The following is a 17,415-nucleotide window of genomic DNA, read 5'->3' on the forward strand; positions in this document are numbered from 1 at the left end:
TTAGGATAAAGATAAAAATTTAATTGATAAAAATAGCTTTATCCTTTCTTGATAACGTATTGGAGAAACAAGTGCTACACATGTTCTGTGTATCTTGTCATTTTTCAAAAAATGCTTTAGTAATGGTGCCACAATTAGTAAATTGCGCAAAATCTACGTGTATTATGACATATTTTGAGAAGCTGTCCGCTATCCGTAAACAGATGTCGGAGCAGCAAATAGATGCTTATATCATTCCTTCATCAGACCCACATATTAGTGAATATCTTCCGGATCGCTTCAAATGCATCGCTTTTGTTTCCGGTTTTACAGGTTCGGCAGGGACATTGGTTATCACCCAGGATTTTGCCGGTTTATGGACCGATTCGCGCTATTTTGTACAAGCCGACGAACAGTTAAAAAGCAGTGGATTTGAGTTGGTAAAGCTGAAAACACAGGGTACTGCCGAATATATTGAGTGGCTTGCGGAACGTTTAGAACCGGGGAATACCGTTGCATTTGATGGAAAGCTTGCCTCGGTTTATATCGCTGAACAACTTATTAATCGACTGCAGCCACGCAAAATTTTGATCAATGGAACCGTTGACCTGTTAGATAAAATTTGGCAAGACCGACCCGAGCTGCCTAAAGAAAGAGCATACATTCTTGAAAAAGAGCTTGTTGGTGCAACTATTACGGAGAAAATATCGAAAGTAAGAGCGGCCATGCAAAAGTTTAATGCCAGTTACCACTTGGTTTCATCTTTAGATGATATAGCTTGGATTTTTAATTTGCGGGGAAGTGATGTCAAATGTAATCCGGTGGTTTTAGGTTTCGCCCTTTTGGAACCTATAAAAACAACTTTATTTATCGATCGTAGCAAGTTAGACCAAAGCGATAAGACAAGGCTCGAAGAACAAGGTGTGGCGGTTGCCGAATATGATACACTGGAAGAGGCGCTTAGTCAATTGCCTGCCGGTGAAACTGTTTTATTGGATCCCAAACGGACATGTTATGCCGTATATACGCAGATTCCGCAATATGAACGTATTATCGAAGCGCTAAATCCCAGCACAAAACTAAAGGCATCTAAGAATGATATTGAAGCTGAACATACAAGGCAGACGATGGTTAAAGATGGCATTGCCCTTACCAAATTTTTCAGGTGGCTTGAAGGGAGAATTGGGAAAGAAGAACTTACTGAGATTAATATTGCTGAGAAATTGCTGACATTTCGCAAAGAACAAGAAGGCTTTGTAAATGAGAGCTTTGACACCATCGCTGGTTACAAAGAACACGGTGCGCTCCCCCACTATAAAGCGACGGACGAGAGTAATGCTTCCTTAAAAGGAGAAGGACTGTTACTCATTGACTCGGGCGGACAATATACAACAGGAACGACCGATATTACACGGGTGATCTCGTTAGGAGCTACAACAGATGCTGAACGTATGGACTACACATTGGTGCTGAAAGCAATGATTGAAGGGAGTACTGCCATTTTTCCAAAAGGAAGCAAAGGGTATCAAATAGATGCTATTACTAGAAAGCCCCTTTGGGATAGACTGAGAAATTATGGCCATGGTACCGGACATGGCGTTGGTTTTTTCTAAACGTTCATGAAGGACCACATGTGTTCAATACGGCCAATATAGATATTGCCATTGAGGAAGGAATGATTACTTCCATAGAACCTGGTTTATACCGTGAGGGTCGTTATGGTATACGAATCGAAAATTTAGTCTTAAGTATCCGCGATCAGGAAACTGAATTTGGTGAATTTATGGCTTTTGAGACGTTGACATTGTGCTATATTGATACGGGTTTGGTTGATAAAACGCTGTTGGATCAAAAGCACGTCGATTGGTTAAACCAATATAATAACATGGTTTATGAACGCTTATCTCCCCATTTAGATGAAGAACATCGGCAATGGTTAGCCCATAAAACACAAATCATTTAAATATGCCACATACTGCGCCTGTTAAACAAGATACGCCCGCCAGAGCCTTTGAACGTTTACTGGAAGTTTTAAATACATTGCGTTTAGAGTGCCCTTGGGACAGAAAACAGACCATGGAATCGTTAAGGCACTTAACGATCGAAGAAACCTACGAATTAGCGGACGCTATTTTGGATAAAGACCTGCCGGAGATAAAGAAGGAATTGGGCGATCTGATGATGCACCTGGTGTTTTATGCCCGTATTGCTGAAGAAACGAATGATTTTGATATTGTAGATGTCCTTAACAGTGTATGCGACAAACTTATCAATAGACACCCACATATTTATGGAGATATTGAAGTAACAGATGAAGAAGATGTAAAACGTAATTGGGAACAGCTGAAGTTAAAAGAGGGAAACCGATCGGTTTTAGCAGGAGTTCCGAAAAGTCTGCCGGCTTTGGTGAAAGCCTATCGAATTCAAGATAAAGCCAGAGGCGTTGGCTTCGACTGGGAGGACAAAAGTCAGGTATGGGAAAAAGTGGAGGAAGAATTAGCGGAATTTAAAAGTGAACTGGATATCACGAAAAGTGAAGCGGTCGATTTAGAGAAGGCGGAACAGGAATTTGGTGATCTTTTGTTTTCGTTGATCAATTATGCTCGGTTTTTAGGTATTAATCCGGAAAATGCATTGGAAAAAACGAATAAAAAATTTATACAACGCTTTAGCCATCTCGAAAAAAGGGCACAGGAGGATGGAAAAAGTTTAAAAGATATGTCTTTGGCAGAAATGGATGTCTACTGGAACGAGGCAAAACAACAATAGGTGTCTATTTAAATCTAATGGCCTTAATAGGTGTGATTCGGCTTACTAAACCGGATGGAACTAAAAGGGCCAATAAACACAATAATGTTGTGCCGATATTGAGTAGCATAATTTCTTGAATACCAATGTCGATGGGGACATATGAAATATAGTAATCCTTTTCATCCAATTTAAACCAGTGCGTATAGTACTGTAAAACACATAGACCGATACCCAATATATTTCCAAGTAAAAGTCCCAGACCAATAAGACGAAGTGCATTATAGAGAAATACTTTTCGAATAGATAGGTTGGTAAGTCCTAGTGCTTTCAATATCCCGATCATATTTGTTCGTTCGAGAATGAGAATTAGCAAGGCAGATATCATATTAATACTGGCCACTAAAATCATCAGGATAAGGATAATTTGCGAATTAATATCAAGTAACGCAAGCCAATCAAAAATTTCAGGAAATTGAGAGACTACAGTGACCGATAGTAGCTGAATGGGTAAAGCATCCAATATTCGCTGATTTATTTCTTCTACTTTTCCGAAATGGCTTGTCATGATTTCATAACCGCCCACTTCGTTATCCGACCATTTATTTAGTCGTCTTATGAGTGATAGGTCGCCAATTACATAGGTTTTATCAATTTCCTCAACACCTAAGTTATAAATACCCACGATTGTGAACTTCCTTTTTCGCAACGGTTCTTGAACAAAGTACATGAGAAAGTCATCTCCGAGTTTAAGTTTAAGCCTATTAGCAGTATAACGCGAAATAAGTATTTGTTGTTGCGCAGGTATGCTATCCGTAAAATTGATTACGTTTCCTTCAACCAGTATCTTGCGCAACTTTTCCTGATTATAGGCGCTGTCAATCCCTTTCAGCACAACGCCTTCTATTTCGTCTTCAGCATTAATAATTCCCGGCTTAGTAGCAAACGCATTAAGCTCTTTAACACCGGCTATTTTTTTAATTAGTAGCAGGCTGTCGGTTCGTATGCTAAAGGGTGAGCTTTCGTATGAATTGTTCAAGTTGTGTTTATAAATAGTAATATCGCCATTAAAGCCTCTTTCTTTTTCGATTATACTTCCTTTGAAGCCCTTTAAAATGGCAATAGCTAGTATCATTACGGCTAGTCCCAGCATGATACCCGCTATTGCTACTCTCACGATTAGCCTAGAGTACTTGCGTGCACCGCTTTTGGAAATCCTATTTGCTAAGTATAAGGGAAAATTCAAGTCTGACTATATATTTTGTACCTTAGCAAAGGTAAAGATTGAAGTGTTTTTAAAGAAACGTAAACAGAAAAATAATGCGAATTATATTTATGGGCACTCCTGAATTTGCAGTTGCTTCTTTGTCAGCGCTGTTGGAGGCAGGAGAAAATGTGGTAGCTGTCGTTACGGTAGCGGATAAACCGGCAGGAAGGGGACAAAAGGTACAAGAATCAGCAGTTAAAAAATTTGCTTTATCAAGAGGTATTCCTGTTTTACAGCCCGATAAATTAAAAGACCCCGATTTTATCAATGCTTTAGCCGCTTATCAGGCGGACTTACAAGTGGTGGTAGCTTTTAGAATGTTACCGGAAGTTGTCTGGAATATGCCTCCTAAGGGAACGGTAAACCTGCATGCCTCTCTCCTTCCTCAATATCGGGGTGCGGCACCAATAAATCATGCAGTGATGAACGGAGAGCGAGAAACAGGCGTCACTACTTTTCTTTTACAACATGAGATAGATACAGGTAATATTTTATTGAGTGAACGCGTGTCCATTGAAGCGGATGACACTGCCGGCGACATACACGATAAATTAATGTATGTGGGAGCTGAATTATTGGTTAAAACGGTGCAACTTATTAAGGAGGACAAACATCACGAAATACCACAAGCAAGTATTGCCGATGAACAGAAATTAAAGCATGCTCCAAAGATTTTTAAAGATGACTGTAAAATACAATGGGAAAGGCCGGTTGAGGAGGTGTATAATTTTATTAGGGGACTGAGTCCCTACCCTGCTGCTTTTACGGTATTTCAGGGTAAAACTTTAAAGATTTTCGCTTGTCGTCCATTGAAGGGACCCGTACCACCGGAAAAGGAACCTGGCAGCATCGTGACCGACGGTAAGCATTACTTACGATTTACCACACGAGATGGTTACTTAGATGTACTCCAACTTCAATTAGAGGGAAAGAAAAAGATGTCCGTCGAAGAATTTTTAAGAGGCGCGCGATTTGAGTGATTATCTCGGAATTTTATAGAGAGCAGTAATGACTAAAATTACGCTGCTCTCTAAATTCATGACCGTTACTCTTCATTTAAATCGGAGGCAAGTTGCCATTTCCCCAATTTTTCTTGTAAACTTTTGGATAGATGGTTGAAGTACCTTTTCTTTTTGTATCCCATCACCCAATAAATACCATGTATTGCATTCGTTAAGAACATTTCGTCGGCCTCATGCAGTATCTCAGGGCTTATTTGTGCCTCAACCACTTCGATGCCGTACTCATTAGCCATTTCGATGACAACTTTACGCATAACACCTGCGATACAACCTTCGCTTAAAGCCGGTGTATATAATGTTTTGTTATACCAAACGAAGATGTTAGAACTCAGCGATTCGCAGAGAAACCCGTCATTATTTAGGATAAGAATATCATCACAACCTAAGCGTTTTCGCTCTATACCGGCCAATATATAAATAAGTGCATTATTGCTCTTCAGATGAGAGAGGCTGTTAATCGACTTTTTATGCTCTCGATAGACATCGATGATTACCCCTGTTTTATTTAGCCGATATCCATCATGATCAAGCGGATTTGCTTCCAAAAGATAATTTGCTTTGTTCGTTTCAGGGCTGTAGAGACCTGCTCCTGCCCGGTAGACGTTTAACCGAATTCTAGCATCTGCCCCCAGTTTATTTTTTCTAACCAGCTCTGCCGCCTTTTCACGGATAAAATAGGTGTCAAATTTTGCAAAACCTTCTAAATGGAGAAGTTCCATACTGGCTTGAAGTCGCTCAACATGGTACTGAAGAAAACGAATATCGCCATCTGTCCAACGCATGGTTTCAAAAATTCCGTCTCCATATCTTAAACTTCTATTGCTACTTTGTATAGCGGGCTGATTTTCCAGCATCAAACTTCCGTTATGATTTATATATCTATCGTTCATTGTTTAATTTAACGAAAAAAAGGGAAAAAATTCTGTAAAAAATTACTTGCTTCGTTCGTACTGCACGTAGGATTTCCATTTATCTAAGCATATGGCGAAGTCATCCGGTAAATCACTTTCAAAGTGCATGAGTTCTTTACTTTTAGGATGTGTAAACCCTAAGCTTTTTGCATGTAGGGCTTGACGGGGTAAGATGGAGAAGCAGTTGTCTACAAATTGTTTGTACTTAGTAAAAACAGTTCCTTTTAAAATTTTATCACCGCCATAAAGTGTATCATTAAATAAGGGGTGGCCAATGGACTGCATATGCGCCCGGATCTGATGTGTTCTGCCGGTTTCCAGTTGGCACTCGATGAGTGTGACATAGCCTAGACGCTCAAGAACCCTATAATGCGTGACGGACCACTTACCTTTATCTTCATTTTCGTAAACCGACATTACACGACGATCTTTAAGGCTTCGGCCAATATATCCGGAAACTGTACCGTTCTCTTGAAGGTCGCCCCAAACTAATGCTAAATACTTACGCTGAATGGTATGGTCAAAAAATTGCTTGGCGAGATTTGTGATCGTCCACTCGTTTTTAGCAATGACCAATAAACCGCTGGTGTCTTTGTCTATCCGGTGCACCAGCCCCGGTCGGCCATCGTTACCTGGTAGCTGAGGTAATTGATTAAAGTGATAAACCAACGCATTCACCAGTGTCCCTGTGTAATTATTGTAACCTGGATGAACCACCATCCCCGCTGGTTTATTTACGATTAGCAGATCATCATCTTCATATCGAATATCTAAGGGAATATTTTCCGGGTAAATTTCAGTATCTCTTGGCGGATGAGGTAATACAACTGTTATTAGATCGCCAGGTTTTACTTTGTAACTGGATTTAACCGGTCTATTATTAACCAAGACATTCTCTGCTTCAATGGCATTTTGCACCCTGTTTCTAGAAGCATTTTCAACACGGTGCATAAGGAACTTGTCTATGCGCAACAGCGTTTGGCCCTTATCGACCACTATCCGTAAATGTTCAAATAAATCCTGTTCGCCGTTATCTTCTATGTCGAATGCTTCTACTTCTTCTGCCATGGTGCAAAAGTAAATATTATTTAGTTTTCATAAGTAGTCTGATAAAAATAAGCTTTCCGTTCAGACTTTTTCTTTTACTTTAAGGAAATTTCTTTGCATTTTAGCGGTTGTATCCAACAGGCATTAAACGAATAGAACATTCATGTCATATCTTAATAGCAATATCCGGTTAGCCATCGTGGATGACCACCAGATCGTTATCGAGGGTCTTAAAACGCTCTTGACAAATCATAGCGAGATTGAAGTTGTCGACTGCTTTATAAGTGGCGCAGAGTTTATGGCGTTTTTAACCGGTCATGAAGTGGATGTTGTGCTGTTAGATGTCATGTTACCGGACGGTAGTGGTATCGATTGGTGTAAAGAGATCAAGATTAAAGCTCCAAATGTCTCTGTGTTAGCGCTGAGTAATCATGCCGAACGAAGTTTTGTTATGAAGATGCTGCAAAATGGAGCAAGTGGTTATTTGTTGAAAAATGTATCGGTTGACGACCTCGTTCATGCGATTAAGGCGGCCTATAAAGGTGAAATCGCTTTTAGCAGGGAAGTAAATGAAATTATTGCCAAACCCACTCTAAATGAACTTAAAGGCCCTCCGCAGCTTACGAAAAGGGAGAAACAGATTCTGTCTATGATCGCTGAAGGAAAGACAACGGCTAATATGGCTGAAACACTCTTTCTTAGCCCTTTAACCGTGGAAACACATAGGCGGAATTTGCTGCAAAAATTCGAAGTAAAAAATGTGGCAGAGTTGATCAAAGAGGCGCTTCAGCAAAGATTATTATAAAAAAATGTTCTTTTTTTTGAGAAAAAGTCTAACTTTGGGCTCCCAATAAGAAAAGTATAACGACTCCGTAGCTCAGTTGGTAGAGCAACTGACTCTTAATCAGTGGGTCGAGAGTTCGAATCTCTCCGGGGTCACCACAGGGGAAGCCATTTTTCTAGAAAAAATGGCTTTTTCTGTTTATAAGGGCAGATTAGATTGTAATGCTTCTAATTTGGACTGCAAAGCCACGGTATTAAGTAAATGCTTTTCCCCGTATTTATCGTTTAATGGAACGAAAGGCGCGGACGATGGTATCACTGATGTTTTGGGCAATCTGTCCGTTGGTGTCGAAGCGGGGGTTGAAGATGGTGATATCAAAACCTATGATTCTTCCGGTGCATAAAAGTTGGTTAATAAAATATTCTGACTGCTCAAAATCAAGTCCGCCGGGCAAATGATATTCTACTGCAGGGTTTAGCTCATCGGCTAGTACATCCGTATCAAAATGCATCCAATAGCCATCTAGGGAGGAGTCAAGGTTTGTTATTACAGCAGCTGCAACTTGTTCTATCCCCTCTTTTTCTATGTTTTCCAGATCATAGCGAGTGATGGTGGTATCGCGAATATCCTGCGAGCCATATTTTTTTGTCTCTTCCCAATCCCGCTGACCGATATGAATCACGTGGCCATCCTCTACATAGGGTTTTATGTTGTTAATGTTGGTGAGTATGTCCGGTCCGCGACCGGTAACAATTGCTAGATCCATATCGGCCACTTCGCCGGTCACCGACTTTTCGGGTTCGTAGAAGTCTGCATGCGCATCGATAAAGATCAGCCCATATTTACCGCGGACTTTGAGGCCAGACATGATACCTAGAAGAATGCTGCAATCACCGCCCAATATCAGCGGGAAGCGGCCTTTGTCAAGCAGTAAATCAACGGCTTTTCCGAGTTTGATAGAGAAATTGCGAATTGATACTGGATTAAGACAACGAGTGTCAGGATCTCTTTTGTCGCTGTACTGCGCATTGAGGGTAGCAAGGTGTAGTACAGGATGTTCTTGCTGTAGCTGCCAGCCGAGGCCAGCTTTCAACAGGGCGGCTGGCAAATCTTGCACGCCATTTGTACGGAGCCCTAATATAGAAGGTGCCGCTAGGATCTGTATGTCGAGGTTTTGTGTGCCCATATACGGGATATTATGTGCAAAATTTGTTCCAGATCATCTCACAGATCAAGGTCTATTTTTCAATGTCTTTTGGTGTGGTTTTTTAATAAAGAGAAGCTTTTGTGGAAATAACAAAAAATAAATGCCATAAATCTATACTAAAAGAAATAGCCCCTCTGGGAAAGGGGCTATTCTGCTAACCAATTATAAACCTATATTAAACTGAGGGGCAATATGACAAACAAAATGATATTTTTTTATTTTATATCGTTTTGTTGATGCAAATATAGTAAAAAAATCAATTATCAAAATATTTTTTTGTAATTTTTTTATTTTTTGTTGTGAATATTCGTTTGTTTTTTGTCTTTTATTTTTTCATAATAGATTTTTATCGTATTTTTTTTAGATGTTTTTTATTTAAAAATTGCTATAATATTATTTTATGATGTTTTAATGTTTTGATATTTTTTTATTGGCGTTTTTTTTATACCAATATTTAAAATATAACATTTTAAAATATTTTAAGTCATAAACTAATAAATAGGAAGTTTACTGTATTATATGCTTCCTTTTTTTTCTTTGTTTTTGTGTATTTATTTCAATTTTTATAAAATATTATGATATATTCATGTCTATATTGATATTTTTATGGTTTTTTGATTGATTTTTCTGTTAATTTTTGTGATTAATTCCTGTTTTTGTTTTGTTTTGTATGGTTTGGTTAAAAGGATCTTGTTTTAATGAGAAGAAATACAAAAAAGGCCCTCAGACAAATCTTTTTCATTCAAGGAGCGTTAGCGTGAATTTATAAACAATTTGATGGCACAAACGTTGAACTTAAGCTAGAAAGAAAAATAAACATGAAAGCAATTTCGATTACTGAATATGGTGCACCAAACGTTCTAAAACTACATGATAAGCCTGATCCATTAATAAAACCCGATGAAGTACTTATTAAGGTGGCGGCAGCCGGGGTAAATCGACCGGATATATTTCAGCGCAAGGGGAAGTACTCAGCTCCTGAAGGCGTTGCAAGTGATATACCGGGCTTAGAAATTGCAGGCGTTATTGAACAAATAGGTGCCGAGGTAGCTCAATGGCAGATTGGAGATCATGTATGTGCATTGATTGCCGGAGGTGGTTATGCGGAGAAAGCGGTTGCCAATGCAGGTCATTGTTTGCCCATCCCTACAGGTTTGAGTTTTGTTGAAGCTGCGAGCCTTCCGGAAACCATTTATACGGTGTGGGATAATGTTTTTCGCCGCGGAGCACTGAAAAAAAACGAACATTTTCTTGTGCATGGTGGTTCGAGTGGTATCGGTATTACGGCGATTCAACTTGCAAAAAGCATTGGGGCGAAAGTGTACGCCACCGCTGGTTCGGAGGAGAAATGTAAAGCCTGTCTTGACCTGGGGGCTGACGTTTGTATCAATTACCGGATTTACGAATTTGAAAAGGTTTTTGCAAAGGAAAAAATAGATGTTATATTAGATATGGTAGGTGGATCCTATTTCAGGAAGAATATCAGTATTTTGAACCATGATGGGCGCTTAGTATATATCAATGCCATGAATGGTTCCTTGGTTGAGCTGGATATCATGGAAATTATGCATAAAAGAATCAGCGTTACCGGTAGTACTTTACGTAGTAGAGATAAACATTTTAAGGCTATGTTGACGGCGGACATACTAAACAATGTTTGGCCGCTGATGCATTCCGGTTTTTTCAGACCGCTGATTCATGCTGTATTTCCATTGGCGGAAGCTTGGAGAGCTCATGATTTAATGGAAGAAGGAAGGCATATAGGAAAAATAGTATTGAGAATAGATTGATTTTTTTCTGATTGAAATACAGTATTTTGCAGATAAATATCGTTAAAAGATAGAATTTGTCTTGCATTATAATGGTAAAGATTATACCTTTGCAGCTCTTTCAAAGAAACCTGGTAGGTTTCGAATAAAGGAAGATTCCGTAGCTCAGCTGGTAGAGCAATACACTTTTAATGTATGGGTCCTGGGTTCGAGTCCCAGCGGGATCACAAAGCCTCAACAAAAGTTGGGGCTTTTGTCGTTAAGCGGGAGTTCGAACGCCGAAGGCCTCTTGAGCGAATTAATGTCCGGAATGTGGGCTAAACAAAAGCTTGACCGGCTTGGCTCCATTACACGTTTACATGATTAAAAAATAACAAACTGATACTTAGTGAATAATTGAAAAATGCTATTTTTTTGTTTTAAAATTTGGCGTGTATGGATAAAAAACATACCTTTGCACCCGTTAACAGTTCAGAAATAAAATAAAATTCTGAAAAATAAGAGTTAATGATATTTAATTTTAGTGAGAAATTAAATATGAATAGGATTCCGTAGCTCAGCTGGTAGAGCAATACACTTTTAATGTATGGGTCCTGGGTTCGAGTCCCAGCGGGATCACCAAGCCTCAACGAAAGTTGGGGCTTTTGTCATTAAGCTGGGGCTCGAACAGAGGGGTTGAGTGGGTTCGAAGGAAGCACCTATTCTAATAAACCCTTTTCCCCGCTACCCAGGTTTGCTGCACTTTGGTATTTCTTATTTCGTTTAAGGGAATCTGCATGATGTCTTTCTCTAGCTGGATAAAATCTGCTTGCTTTCCCTTCTCTATACTTCCTTTTTTCTCATCCTGAAAACAAGCATAGGCTGCCCATCGCGTTAAGCCTTTCAATGCTTCTTCTCTTGTCAGGGCATTTTCGATTTGGAATCCACCGACGGGTTTACCGTTTTTATCGGTCCGTGCTACTGCGGCATGGAATTGATACAGCGGATTGATGTCTTCTACGGGGAAATCACTTCCCAAAGCTAAACTACCTGCGGCTTGTAATAACTGTTTATACGCGTAAGCATATTGTATTCTATCGTTTCCTAATCGGTCTTTTGCCCAATGCATATCCGAGGTAGCGTGGCTTGGTTGCACGGAAGGGATAAGATTAGCAGTTGTAAACAGTCGATAATCATTGGGTTGAACAATTTGAGCGTGTTCAATGCGCCAACGCTTTTTATTATTCTCGCTTAAATATTTATTGAAAGTGTGAAGAATAAAGCGATTGGTCGAATCCCCTATAGCGTGCACATTAACTTGGAAATTACTTTGTGCCAATTCACGGATTATAGTATCCAACGTAGTAGGTTTTAGAAGTAAAAAACCTTGCTCTGTTGAAGCATCGCTATACGGTTGCAATAAGCAAGCCCCTCTAGACCCCAACGCGCCATCTGCCACAATTTTAAAGGAACGAACCGTCAACTGCCCTCGATCATACACACCTGCTTTTACTAGCTCTTTAAAGGTGCCTGTATTGAGCATTGCCATTGCGTACTCCCCTATCTTTAATTTGTTTTGTTTATACAGTTTTTTTAGTAAATCGATTTCTTCAATTGACAAGCCAGCGTCGGCCAGGCTTGTTAATCCAACGGAGAAACAGGCCCTCTCCGCTTCCAATAAGAATTCCGTTAATCGCAATTCAGAAGGTGGTGGTATTTTCTGTTGCACTAAATCCATTGCGTTGTCAATAAGAATACCTGTTGGGGTATTTCCCGCTTTTACAATTAAACCGCCTGTGGGTTGCCCATGAAGCGGAATATGCGCTAATTGGAGAGCTGCGTCATTGGCTAAGGCCGCATGACCGTCAATTCTGCTTAAATAAACCGGGATCTTCGGGAAAGCGGCATTCAACTCCTTATTATTAGGGAAACTTTTGTCGCTCCATAGATTTTGGTCCCAACCATGTCCTAAAATCCAAGCGTCATTTGGAAATTTTGCCTGAAAGTTCTTTACCCTTTCAATTACTTCTTTCATGGAACTTGCACCAACCAGGTTGACCTGATGTAGTCCGCGAGCCAAAGCAAAGAAATGGCAATGAGCATCGTAAAGTCCAGGATAAACAGGATGATTTTTCGCATCGACCATATGCTCGCTCTCGTATTTGTCCAAAATGGATTCATTTGAACCGATATCCAGAAATTTTCCATTTTTTACTGCAAAAGCTTGCTGGAGCGAAAAGGTGCTATCTACTGTATAAACAGTAGCATGGTGAAGAATGAGGTCAACCCGTTCTTTTTCCTTGCAACCTATAAAAAGAGATAAGCAAGATAAGCTTAATAGCAAAGAGATAAGCGTTTTCATAATCTGAAAAAAGTGTATATAAATATAAGACTTCCGGCGATTATCGCGCGGAAGTCTTATACAGCCTCCATAAAAGGAGCTTATGGTAGTTTTAAAGAATAAATAAACTAATGAAGGAGCTCTTTTACCGCTCTTTCCAACTGTGGATCCTCGCCTTTTAGAAAAGCCTCGTAAGGTAAGGGAACCCGAATGTCCGGTTCAACCTGAAGATTTTCGGTAGGGCGATTTTCCTTTCCGATCGTAGCAATCATAGGTATCCCAAATATCAATGTTGGATCAATTTGAGTTTCCCACCAGACGGCTGTTCCTGTACCCGGAACGGGCATGCCGATCAATTTACCTAAACCATTTTGTTTATAGATATAAGGAAAGATAAAAGCATCGCTATAATTTCCCTCGCTCATTACAACAGCACTCGGTTTGTTCCAGCGACTTCTCGGTTCGCCACCTTTTAAGGTATTCCCCTGTGGGGCAAATTTCAGGTATTCTTTGCCGCTTAAAAACGTATTGAGGTCGTCATGTAGCCATCCTCCACCATTAAAACGCGTATCAACTATAAGTGCATCCTTATCTAAGTTCTCTCCCATGACGCGGTCATAAACCTCCCTAAAGCTTGCGTCATTCATACCTTCAACATGTACATAACCAATCTTTCTGTTACTTATTTTGTTAACATACGCTTTTCGTCCGTTAACCCAGCGTTTATACATAAGTGGAATTTCATCAGCTGTGCTTATTGGTTTAATCGTTTCGTTGAATACACCACCTGCTCCATTCTTACCGCGAATGCTTACATATTGGCCAACTTTACGATTTAAGAACTTTGCCCAGTCGACGTTATCATCAATGGTGTTGCCATCTATTTCCAGTATAATCGTTCCTTTTTCAATTTTCGACTTGGCGTTGGCTACCGGACCACCCGGGATTACGTCTGCCACTTTCAACCCTTTACCGGTATAGGTTTCATCATAGAGTAAACCTAAAGATGCCGTAATATCCGGATTGGTATATCGAGGAGAAAAGCGCCCTCCCGTGTGGGATGCGTTAAGTTCTCCTAATAATTCGCTTAAAAGTTCCTGGAAATCAAAATTGTTATTTATATGCGGTAAAAATCTAGCATAGGTTTGATAATAGCCATCCCAATCGATTCCATGCAAATTAGGGTCATAAAACTTCTTTTTCACTTGCAGCCAAGCATGATTGAAGATGTACTCACGTTCGGCAGCGGCATTCAGTTCAAGCTCTCCTTTACTGTTGAGTGGTGTAATCTTGCCGCTTGCGGCATCAACTTTTACCAGTGCGCCACGATTTACTACGAATAAGGTTTTTTCATCCTTGCTCATTTCAATGCCGCTAGGGGAACCTGATAATTTAGCCAAAATTTTTGTTTGATTTGTCCTCGGTTCTGTTAACCACAAATCGTAGCCCTTTTCAAAAGATGCCAGATAGAATAATTTACTTCCATCTTTGGTTAATGCGTAATCACTGATGGATGAGCTGTTGATGGTTAACCTAACTTCTCGATCACGTAAATTATCAAAATTTATCTTTAGCGTTTTTTCCTCCTCTTTTTCACCCTTTTCATTTTTTTTCTTTTTGGACGTATTTTGATCATTGTTTTTTGTCGCCTCGTCTTTTTTTGCCTTTTCTTCCTTTTCTTTCAACAGGTCGAATTCATCTTTAGTTAACTTAAATCGATCGTAATCTTCTTGATTAAAGAAAACACCAAAAACGTCTAGTTCGCGACTGCCCTGTAGGGCTAAGGATTTTCTTCCATAGCGACTGCTTAGCCAGGTGAGCATTTTTCCTTCCATCTGCCAACGCGCCCCCTCTTCACCAAAACCAGTAAGAAGCGGATGTCTTATTTCAGCAGTTCCATCCGCTTTTATCAAGGCTACATTAGAATTAAAAAAGTATCCTCTTTGATCATCGACCAATAACCACTTGCTGTCCGGACTCCATTCGAAGCCCCAGTCGCCATCGGCATAAGAGTGGTTGTGTCCCTTCGGGAGCAACTCGACCGTTTTTTTAGTATTGATATTATATACCTTCAATACGTTTCTTTCTTCGATATAAGCCACAGACTTACCGTCAGGTGAGAACTTAGGAGCAAAATTGTCTGTTTTTCCGGTAATAAGAGGCTCTTCTTTCAAAACGGTTGCATTAAAGAAATAGGATTCTTCTTGATTGAGAATGGCGCTTTGATAAATACCCCAACCATTTCTGCCTCGTTCAGCGGCGTAGATTAACGTTTTTCCATCCGGCGACCATTTTACCATTCGTTCTTGATCGGCCGTATTAGTAATTCGTTTTGTAAAGTCGCCTTCAACACTTGTAACAAATAGCTCTCCTCTACTCACATAAGCGATTTGTTTACCGTCAGGACTTAACTCAAACTGACTAATTTGCCCGTTTAATGGCACATTGCTCGCTAAAGCATTTCCATTATCAACTGCGATGACTACGGTTAGCTTTTTTGGTTCACCCCCTTCCTTTAGTGTATAGATAGAGCCGTCCTGTGTAAAGGCTAGCGTATTGTCATTTGAAATACTCAAATGGCGAACCGGGTTTTTTGTGAAATGTGTTAGTTGTTGATCCGCAATACGTAATCGAATTCCCTTCTTATAGAGATTTAGGGTTCCATCCTTCTCATTTAGATAATAAACAAATTGTCCGTCATGGCTGAAAACCGGTTCGCGGTGTTCGATTTCCTCATTAGTTAAGGCCTCGTATGTATTGGTTTTTAAATTATATAGCCATATATCACGCGTTACGGAAGAATTGTGATGTTTTCTCCAAGGGTCTTCGTAACCCTTTCTGTCTTGGAAAACCAATAAGCTGCCATCTTGATTAAAGTGGGCATTTTCGATGCCGGCAGCACTCACAAGTAGCGGTCGGCCCCCATTGATAGCCACCCGGTATAGATTTTGAAACAGTCGCAAGCTTGGAAAACGCGTACTTTCGGCGGGTGCTTGCCTGGCACTTCCAAATATCACCTCCTTATTATCGATACTAAAGTCGTATGGGTAATCATTTGCGCTATTATAGGTAAGTCGTGTTGACTTTCCGCCGCTTGCCGGCATTACATAGATGTCGAAATTACCATTTCGGTCATTTGCGAAAGCTATAAACTGACCATCACGACTCCATACGGGCATCATACTGTGTGAGCTTCCGACTGTAAGGGCGGTGGCTGCTCCCCCACTGGCGCTTACACGGTATAAATTACCTTGATATCCAAAAACAATAGTTTTGCCGTCCGGTGATATGGCTGGATACCGGAGCCATAAAGCCTCTGATTGGGCCTGGCTTTGATATGAATAGCTCAGGAAAAAAAATACGGCTAATAGAAATTTTAGATTGATTAAACGTTTCTTCATGTGATTTTTTATTGATTAATAATATCACAAACTTAGAGAAAATTGTCAAAACATCGAACGGGAAAAACGCAACTTTGTAACGTTTTTGATGTAAAATTAAAGCATACCCATAAACAATTTAGTTTTGTACGAGAGGCTTATAATTTGATTGGTAGCATATTTGTCGAACAAGACCCGTAATCGAGTCTTCATTTCGGGTGTTCTTTTATGGCCTTCATTAGGCATATAGGAGTAAGAAAGTGTTCTGCCCAATAACTGTTCGAATGTCAGGTAAGTATCGTATATAAATAGATGTTCTTCCATGCTATTAGGCAGAAAGAAATTTTTAAGGTTATTTCCTCGTGTTTCTCTATTCTTAACCTCTTTATAATCTATTGAAAACTCCAAAATGAATTCTTCATATTCTTTTTCAAAAGTCGTTTCTGCGCTACGGATATTCCATATAATTGCTGCTTTTCCCTGATTTTTTAATATTCGCTCAAATTCTCTTTTTGCTTTCATCGCGTCGAACCAATGAAATGATTGCGCACAGATTATGAGATCAATACTATGGTCTGCCAGACCGGTTTCTTCGGCGGTTGCGTCCTTTATTACACAATTTTTTAACTCTTTGTAAAGTTTGGATCGCTTTTTCGCGCATTTCATCATTAGGTTCAATCGCAATGATGCTACAAGGCCATTTTACTAGTTCTTCTGTTAAGATGCCGGTTCCTGCCCCCAACTCAGCAATAACACTTTGTTCATTTAGGGAATTATGTTTATATATGAAATCCAGAAGACCTTGCGGATAACCTGGACGATATTTATCATAGTTATCGGCTCGAAAGTTAAAACGGTCAATATTCCGATGCGCTTGAGTCATATGATTTTGATCTAGGTTCCTAATATACTGAAAATAAAACAAAAATGGCTTCCCCACCACAGGGGGGAAGCCATTTTTGTTTTATTCGGTGTCGTCTA

General features: G+C 39.8%; 14 protein-coding genes and 3 tRNA genes. 9 read left to right on the plus strand and 8 right to left on the minus strand.

Annotated features, from left to right (window positions below):
- Positions 1-164 precede the first annotated feature (164 nt).
- Genes QT327_RS13480 through mazG form a run of 3 tightly spaced genes read left to right on the plus strand, consistent with a single transcriptional unit; the run spans position 165 to position 2,748 of the window.
- Positions 165-1,592: an aminopeptidase P family N-terminal domain-containing protein gene (locus QT327_RS13480; protein WP_289553064.1), complete on the plus strand. Its 1,428-nt coding sequence runs from the start codon at positions 165-167 to the stop codon at positions 1,590-1,592.
- Positions 1,593-1,612: 20 nt separating this feature from the next.
- Complete coding sequence (locus tag QT327_RS13485) at positions 1,613-1,942, plus strand: M24 family metallopeptidase C-terminal domain-containing protein (protein ID WP_289553066.1); 330 nt, start codon at positions 1,613-1,615, stop codon at positions 1,940-1,942.
- Between the two features lie 2 nt (positions 1,943-1,944).
- Positions 1,945-2,748 carry a nucleoside triphosphate pyrophosphohydrolase gene (mazG, locus tag QT327_RS13490; protein ID WP_013666803.1) on the plus strand — a complete coding sequence of 268 codons (804 nt, stop codon included), beginning with the start codon at positions 1,945-1,947 and terminating at the stop codon, positions 2,746-2,748.
- Positions 2,749-2,752: 4 nt separating this feature from the next.
- Here mazG and QT327_RS13495 read toward each other — a convergent pair whose 3' ends face one another.
- The gene (locus QT327_RS13495) at positions 2,753-3,973 is read right to left on the minus strand and encodes an ABC transporter permease (protein WP_130857700.1); all 1,221 of its coding nucleotides are present in this window, start codon (positions 3,971-3,973) and stop codon (positions 2,753-2,755) included.
- A gap of 74 nt (positions 3,974-4,047) precedes the next feature.
- On the opposite strand from QT327_RS13495, the gene fmt reads away from it, so the two are divergent.
- On the plus strand, positions 4,048-4,974 hold the full coding sequence (gene fmt, locus QT327_RS13500) for a methionyl-tRNA formyltransferase (RefSeq protein ID WP_130857699.1): 927 nt from the start codon (positions 4,048-4,050) through the stop codon (positions 4,972-4,974).
- A 65-nt stretch (positions 4,975-5,039) separates the two neighbouring features.
- Here fmt and QT327_RS13505 read toward each other — a convergent pair whose 3' ends face one another.
- Together QT327_RS13505 and QT327_RS13510 are read right to left on the minus strand one after the other, a co-directional pair.
- Positions 5,040-5,906, minus strand: a complete 867-nt coding sequence (locus QT327_RS13505) for an aminotransferase class IV (protein ID WP_013666806.1) — start codon at positions 5,904-5,906, stop codon at positions 5,040-5,042.
- Positions 5,907-5,948: 42 nt separating this feature from the next.
- The gene (locus QT327_RS13510) at positions 5,949-6,995 is read right to left on the minus strand and encodes an RluA family pseudouridine synthase (protein WP_130857698.1); all 1,047 of its coding nucleotides are present in this window, start codon (positions 6,993-6,995) and stop codon (positions 5,949-5,951) included.
- 142 nt (positions 6,996-7,137) lie between these two features.
- Between QT327_RS13510 and QT327_RS13515 the strand changes: the two genes are divergently transcribed.
- Together QT327_RS13515 and QT327_RS13520 are read left to right on the plus strand one after the other, a co-directional pair.
- Positions 7,138-7,779, plus strand: coding sequence for a response regulator (locus QT327_RS13515; protein ID WP_013666808.1), 642 nt, complete (start codon positions 7,138-7,140; stop codon positions 7,777-7,779).
- 61 nt (positions 7,780-7,840) lie between these two features.
- Positions 7,841-7,916: transfer RNA gene (locus tag QT327_RS13520), tRNA-Lys, on the plus strand.
- Between the two features lie 119 nt (positions 7,917-8,035).
- On the opposite strand, the gene QT327_RS13525 is transcribed toward QT327_RS13520, so the two are convergent.
- A complete protein-coding gene (locus tag QT327_RS13525; RefSeq protein ID WP_130857697.1) occupies positions 8,036-8,944 on the minus strand; it encodes an arginase family protein in 909 nt (302 codons plus the stop codon).
- An 839-nt stretch (positions 8,945-9,783) separates the two neighbouring features.
- On the opposite strand from QT327_RS13525, the gene QT327_RS13530 reads away from it, so the two are divergent.
- From QT327_RS13530 to QT327_RS13540, 3 genes are all read left to right on the plus strand, one after another.
- The gene (locus tag QT327_RS13530) at positions 9,784-10,755 is read left to right on the plus strand and encodes an NAD(P)H-quinone oxidoreductase (RefSeq protein WP_013666810.1); all 972 of its coding nucleotides are present in this window, start codon (positions 9,784-9,786) and stop codon (positions 10,753-10,755) included.
- A gap of 133 nt (positions 10,756-10,888) precedes the next feature.
- Positions 10,889-10,961: transfer RNA gene (locus QT327_RS13535), tRNA-Lys, on the plus strand.
- 318 nt (positions 10,962-11,279) lie between these two features.
- A tRNA-Lys gene (locus QT327_RS13540) sits at positions 11,280-11,355 on the plus strand.
- An 82-nt stretch (positions 11,356-11,437) separates the two neighbouring features.
- On the opposite strand, the gene QT327_RS13545 is transcribed toward QT327_RS13540, so the two are convergent.
- The 4 genes from QT327_RS13545 to QT327_RS13560 all read right to left on the minus strand — a co-directional run bounded on the left by QT327_RS13545 (position 11,438) and on the right by QT327_RS13560 (position 17,317).
- Positions 11,438-13,075, minus strand: coding sequence for an amidohydrolase (locus QT327_RS13545; RefSeq protein ID WP_130856031.1), 1,638 nt, complete (start codon positions 13,073-13,075; stop codon positions 11,438-11,440).
- A 107-nt stretch (positions 13,076-13,182) separates the two neighbouring features.
- The gene (locus QT327_RS13550) at positions 13,183-16,455 is read right to left on the minus strand and encodes a S41 family peptidase (protein WP_289553067.1); all 3,273 of its coding nucleotides are present in this window, start codon (positions 16,453-16,455) and stop codon (positions 13,183-13,185) included.
- Positions 16,456-16,551: 96 nt separating this feature from the next.
- Entirely contained in the window at positions 16,552-17,103 is a 552-nt protein-coding gene (locus tag QT327_RS13555; RefSeq protein WP_354004773.1) for a methyltransferase domain-containing protein, read from the minus strand.
- Complete coding sequence (locus QT327_RS13560; RefSeq protein ID WP_289553070.1) at positions 17,003-17,317, minus strand: class I SAM-dependent methyltransferase; 315 nt, start codon at positions 17,315-17,317, stop codon at positions 17,003-17,005. Before QT327_RS13560 ends, QT327_RS13555 begins: the two co-directional genes overlap by 101 nt.
- Between the last annotated feature and the right edge of the window lie 98 nt (positions 17,318-17,415).

Origin of the sequence: Olivibacter sp. 47 (assembly GCF_030372825.1) — a bacterium.
Taxonomy (GTDB): Bacteria; Bacteroidota; Bacteroidia; order Sphingobacteriales; family Sphingobacteriaceae; genus Olivibacter; species Olivibacter oleidegradans.

Coding starts and splice junctions, on each gene's coding strand:
- QT327_RS13480 (WP_289553064.1), top strand. CDS start 165: ATGACATATTTTGAGAAGCTGTCCGCTATCCGTAAACAGATGTCGGAG.
- QT327_RS13555 (WP_354004773.1), bottom strand. CDS start 17,103: ATGATGAAATGCGCGAAAAAGCGATCCAAACTTTACAAAGAGTTAAAA.
- QT327_RS13525 (WP_130857697.1), bottom strand. CDS start 8,944: ATGGGCACACAAAACCTCGACATACAGATCCTAGCGGCACCTTCTATA.
- QT327_RS13560 (WP_289553070.1), bottom strand. CDS start 17,317: ATGACTCAAGCGCATCGGAATATTGACCGTTTTAACTTTCGAGCCGAT.
- QT327_RS13510 (WP_130857698.1), bottom strand. CDS start 6,995: ATGGCAGAAGAAGTAGAAGCATTCGACATAGAAGATAACGGCGAACAG.
- QT327_RS13530 (WP_013666810.1), top strand. CDS start 9,784: ATGAAAGCAATTTCGATTACTGAATATGGTGCACCAAACGTTCTAAAA.
- QT327_RS13550 (WP_289553067.1), bottom strand. CDS start 16,455: ATGAAGAAACGTTTAATCAATCTAAAATTTCTATTAGCCGTATTTTTT.
- QT327_RS13545 (WP_130856031.1), bottom strand. CDS start 13,075: ATGAAAACGCTTATCTCTTTGCTATTAAGCTTATCTTGCTTATCTCTT.
- mazG (WP_013666803.1), top strand. CDS start 1,945: ATGCCACATACTGCGCCTGTTAAACAAGATACGCCCGCCAGAGCCTTT.
- QT327_RS13515 (WP_013666808.1), top strand. CDS start 7,138: ATGTCATATCTTAATAGCAATATCCGGTTAGCCATCGTGGATGACCAC.
- fmt (WP_130857699.1), top strand. CDS start 4,048: ATGCGAATTATATTTATGGGCACTCCTGAATTTGCAGTTGCTTCTTTG.
- QT327_RS13505 (WP_013666806.1), bottom strand. CDS start 5,906: ATGAACGATAGATATATAAATCATAACGGAAGTTTGATGCTGGAAAAT.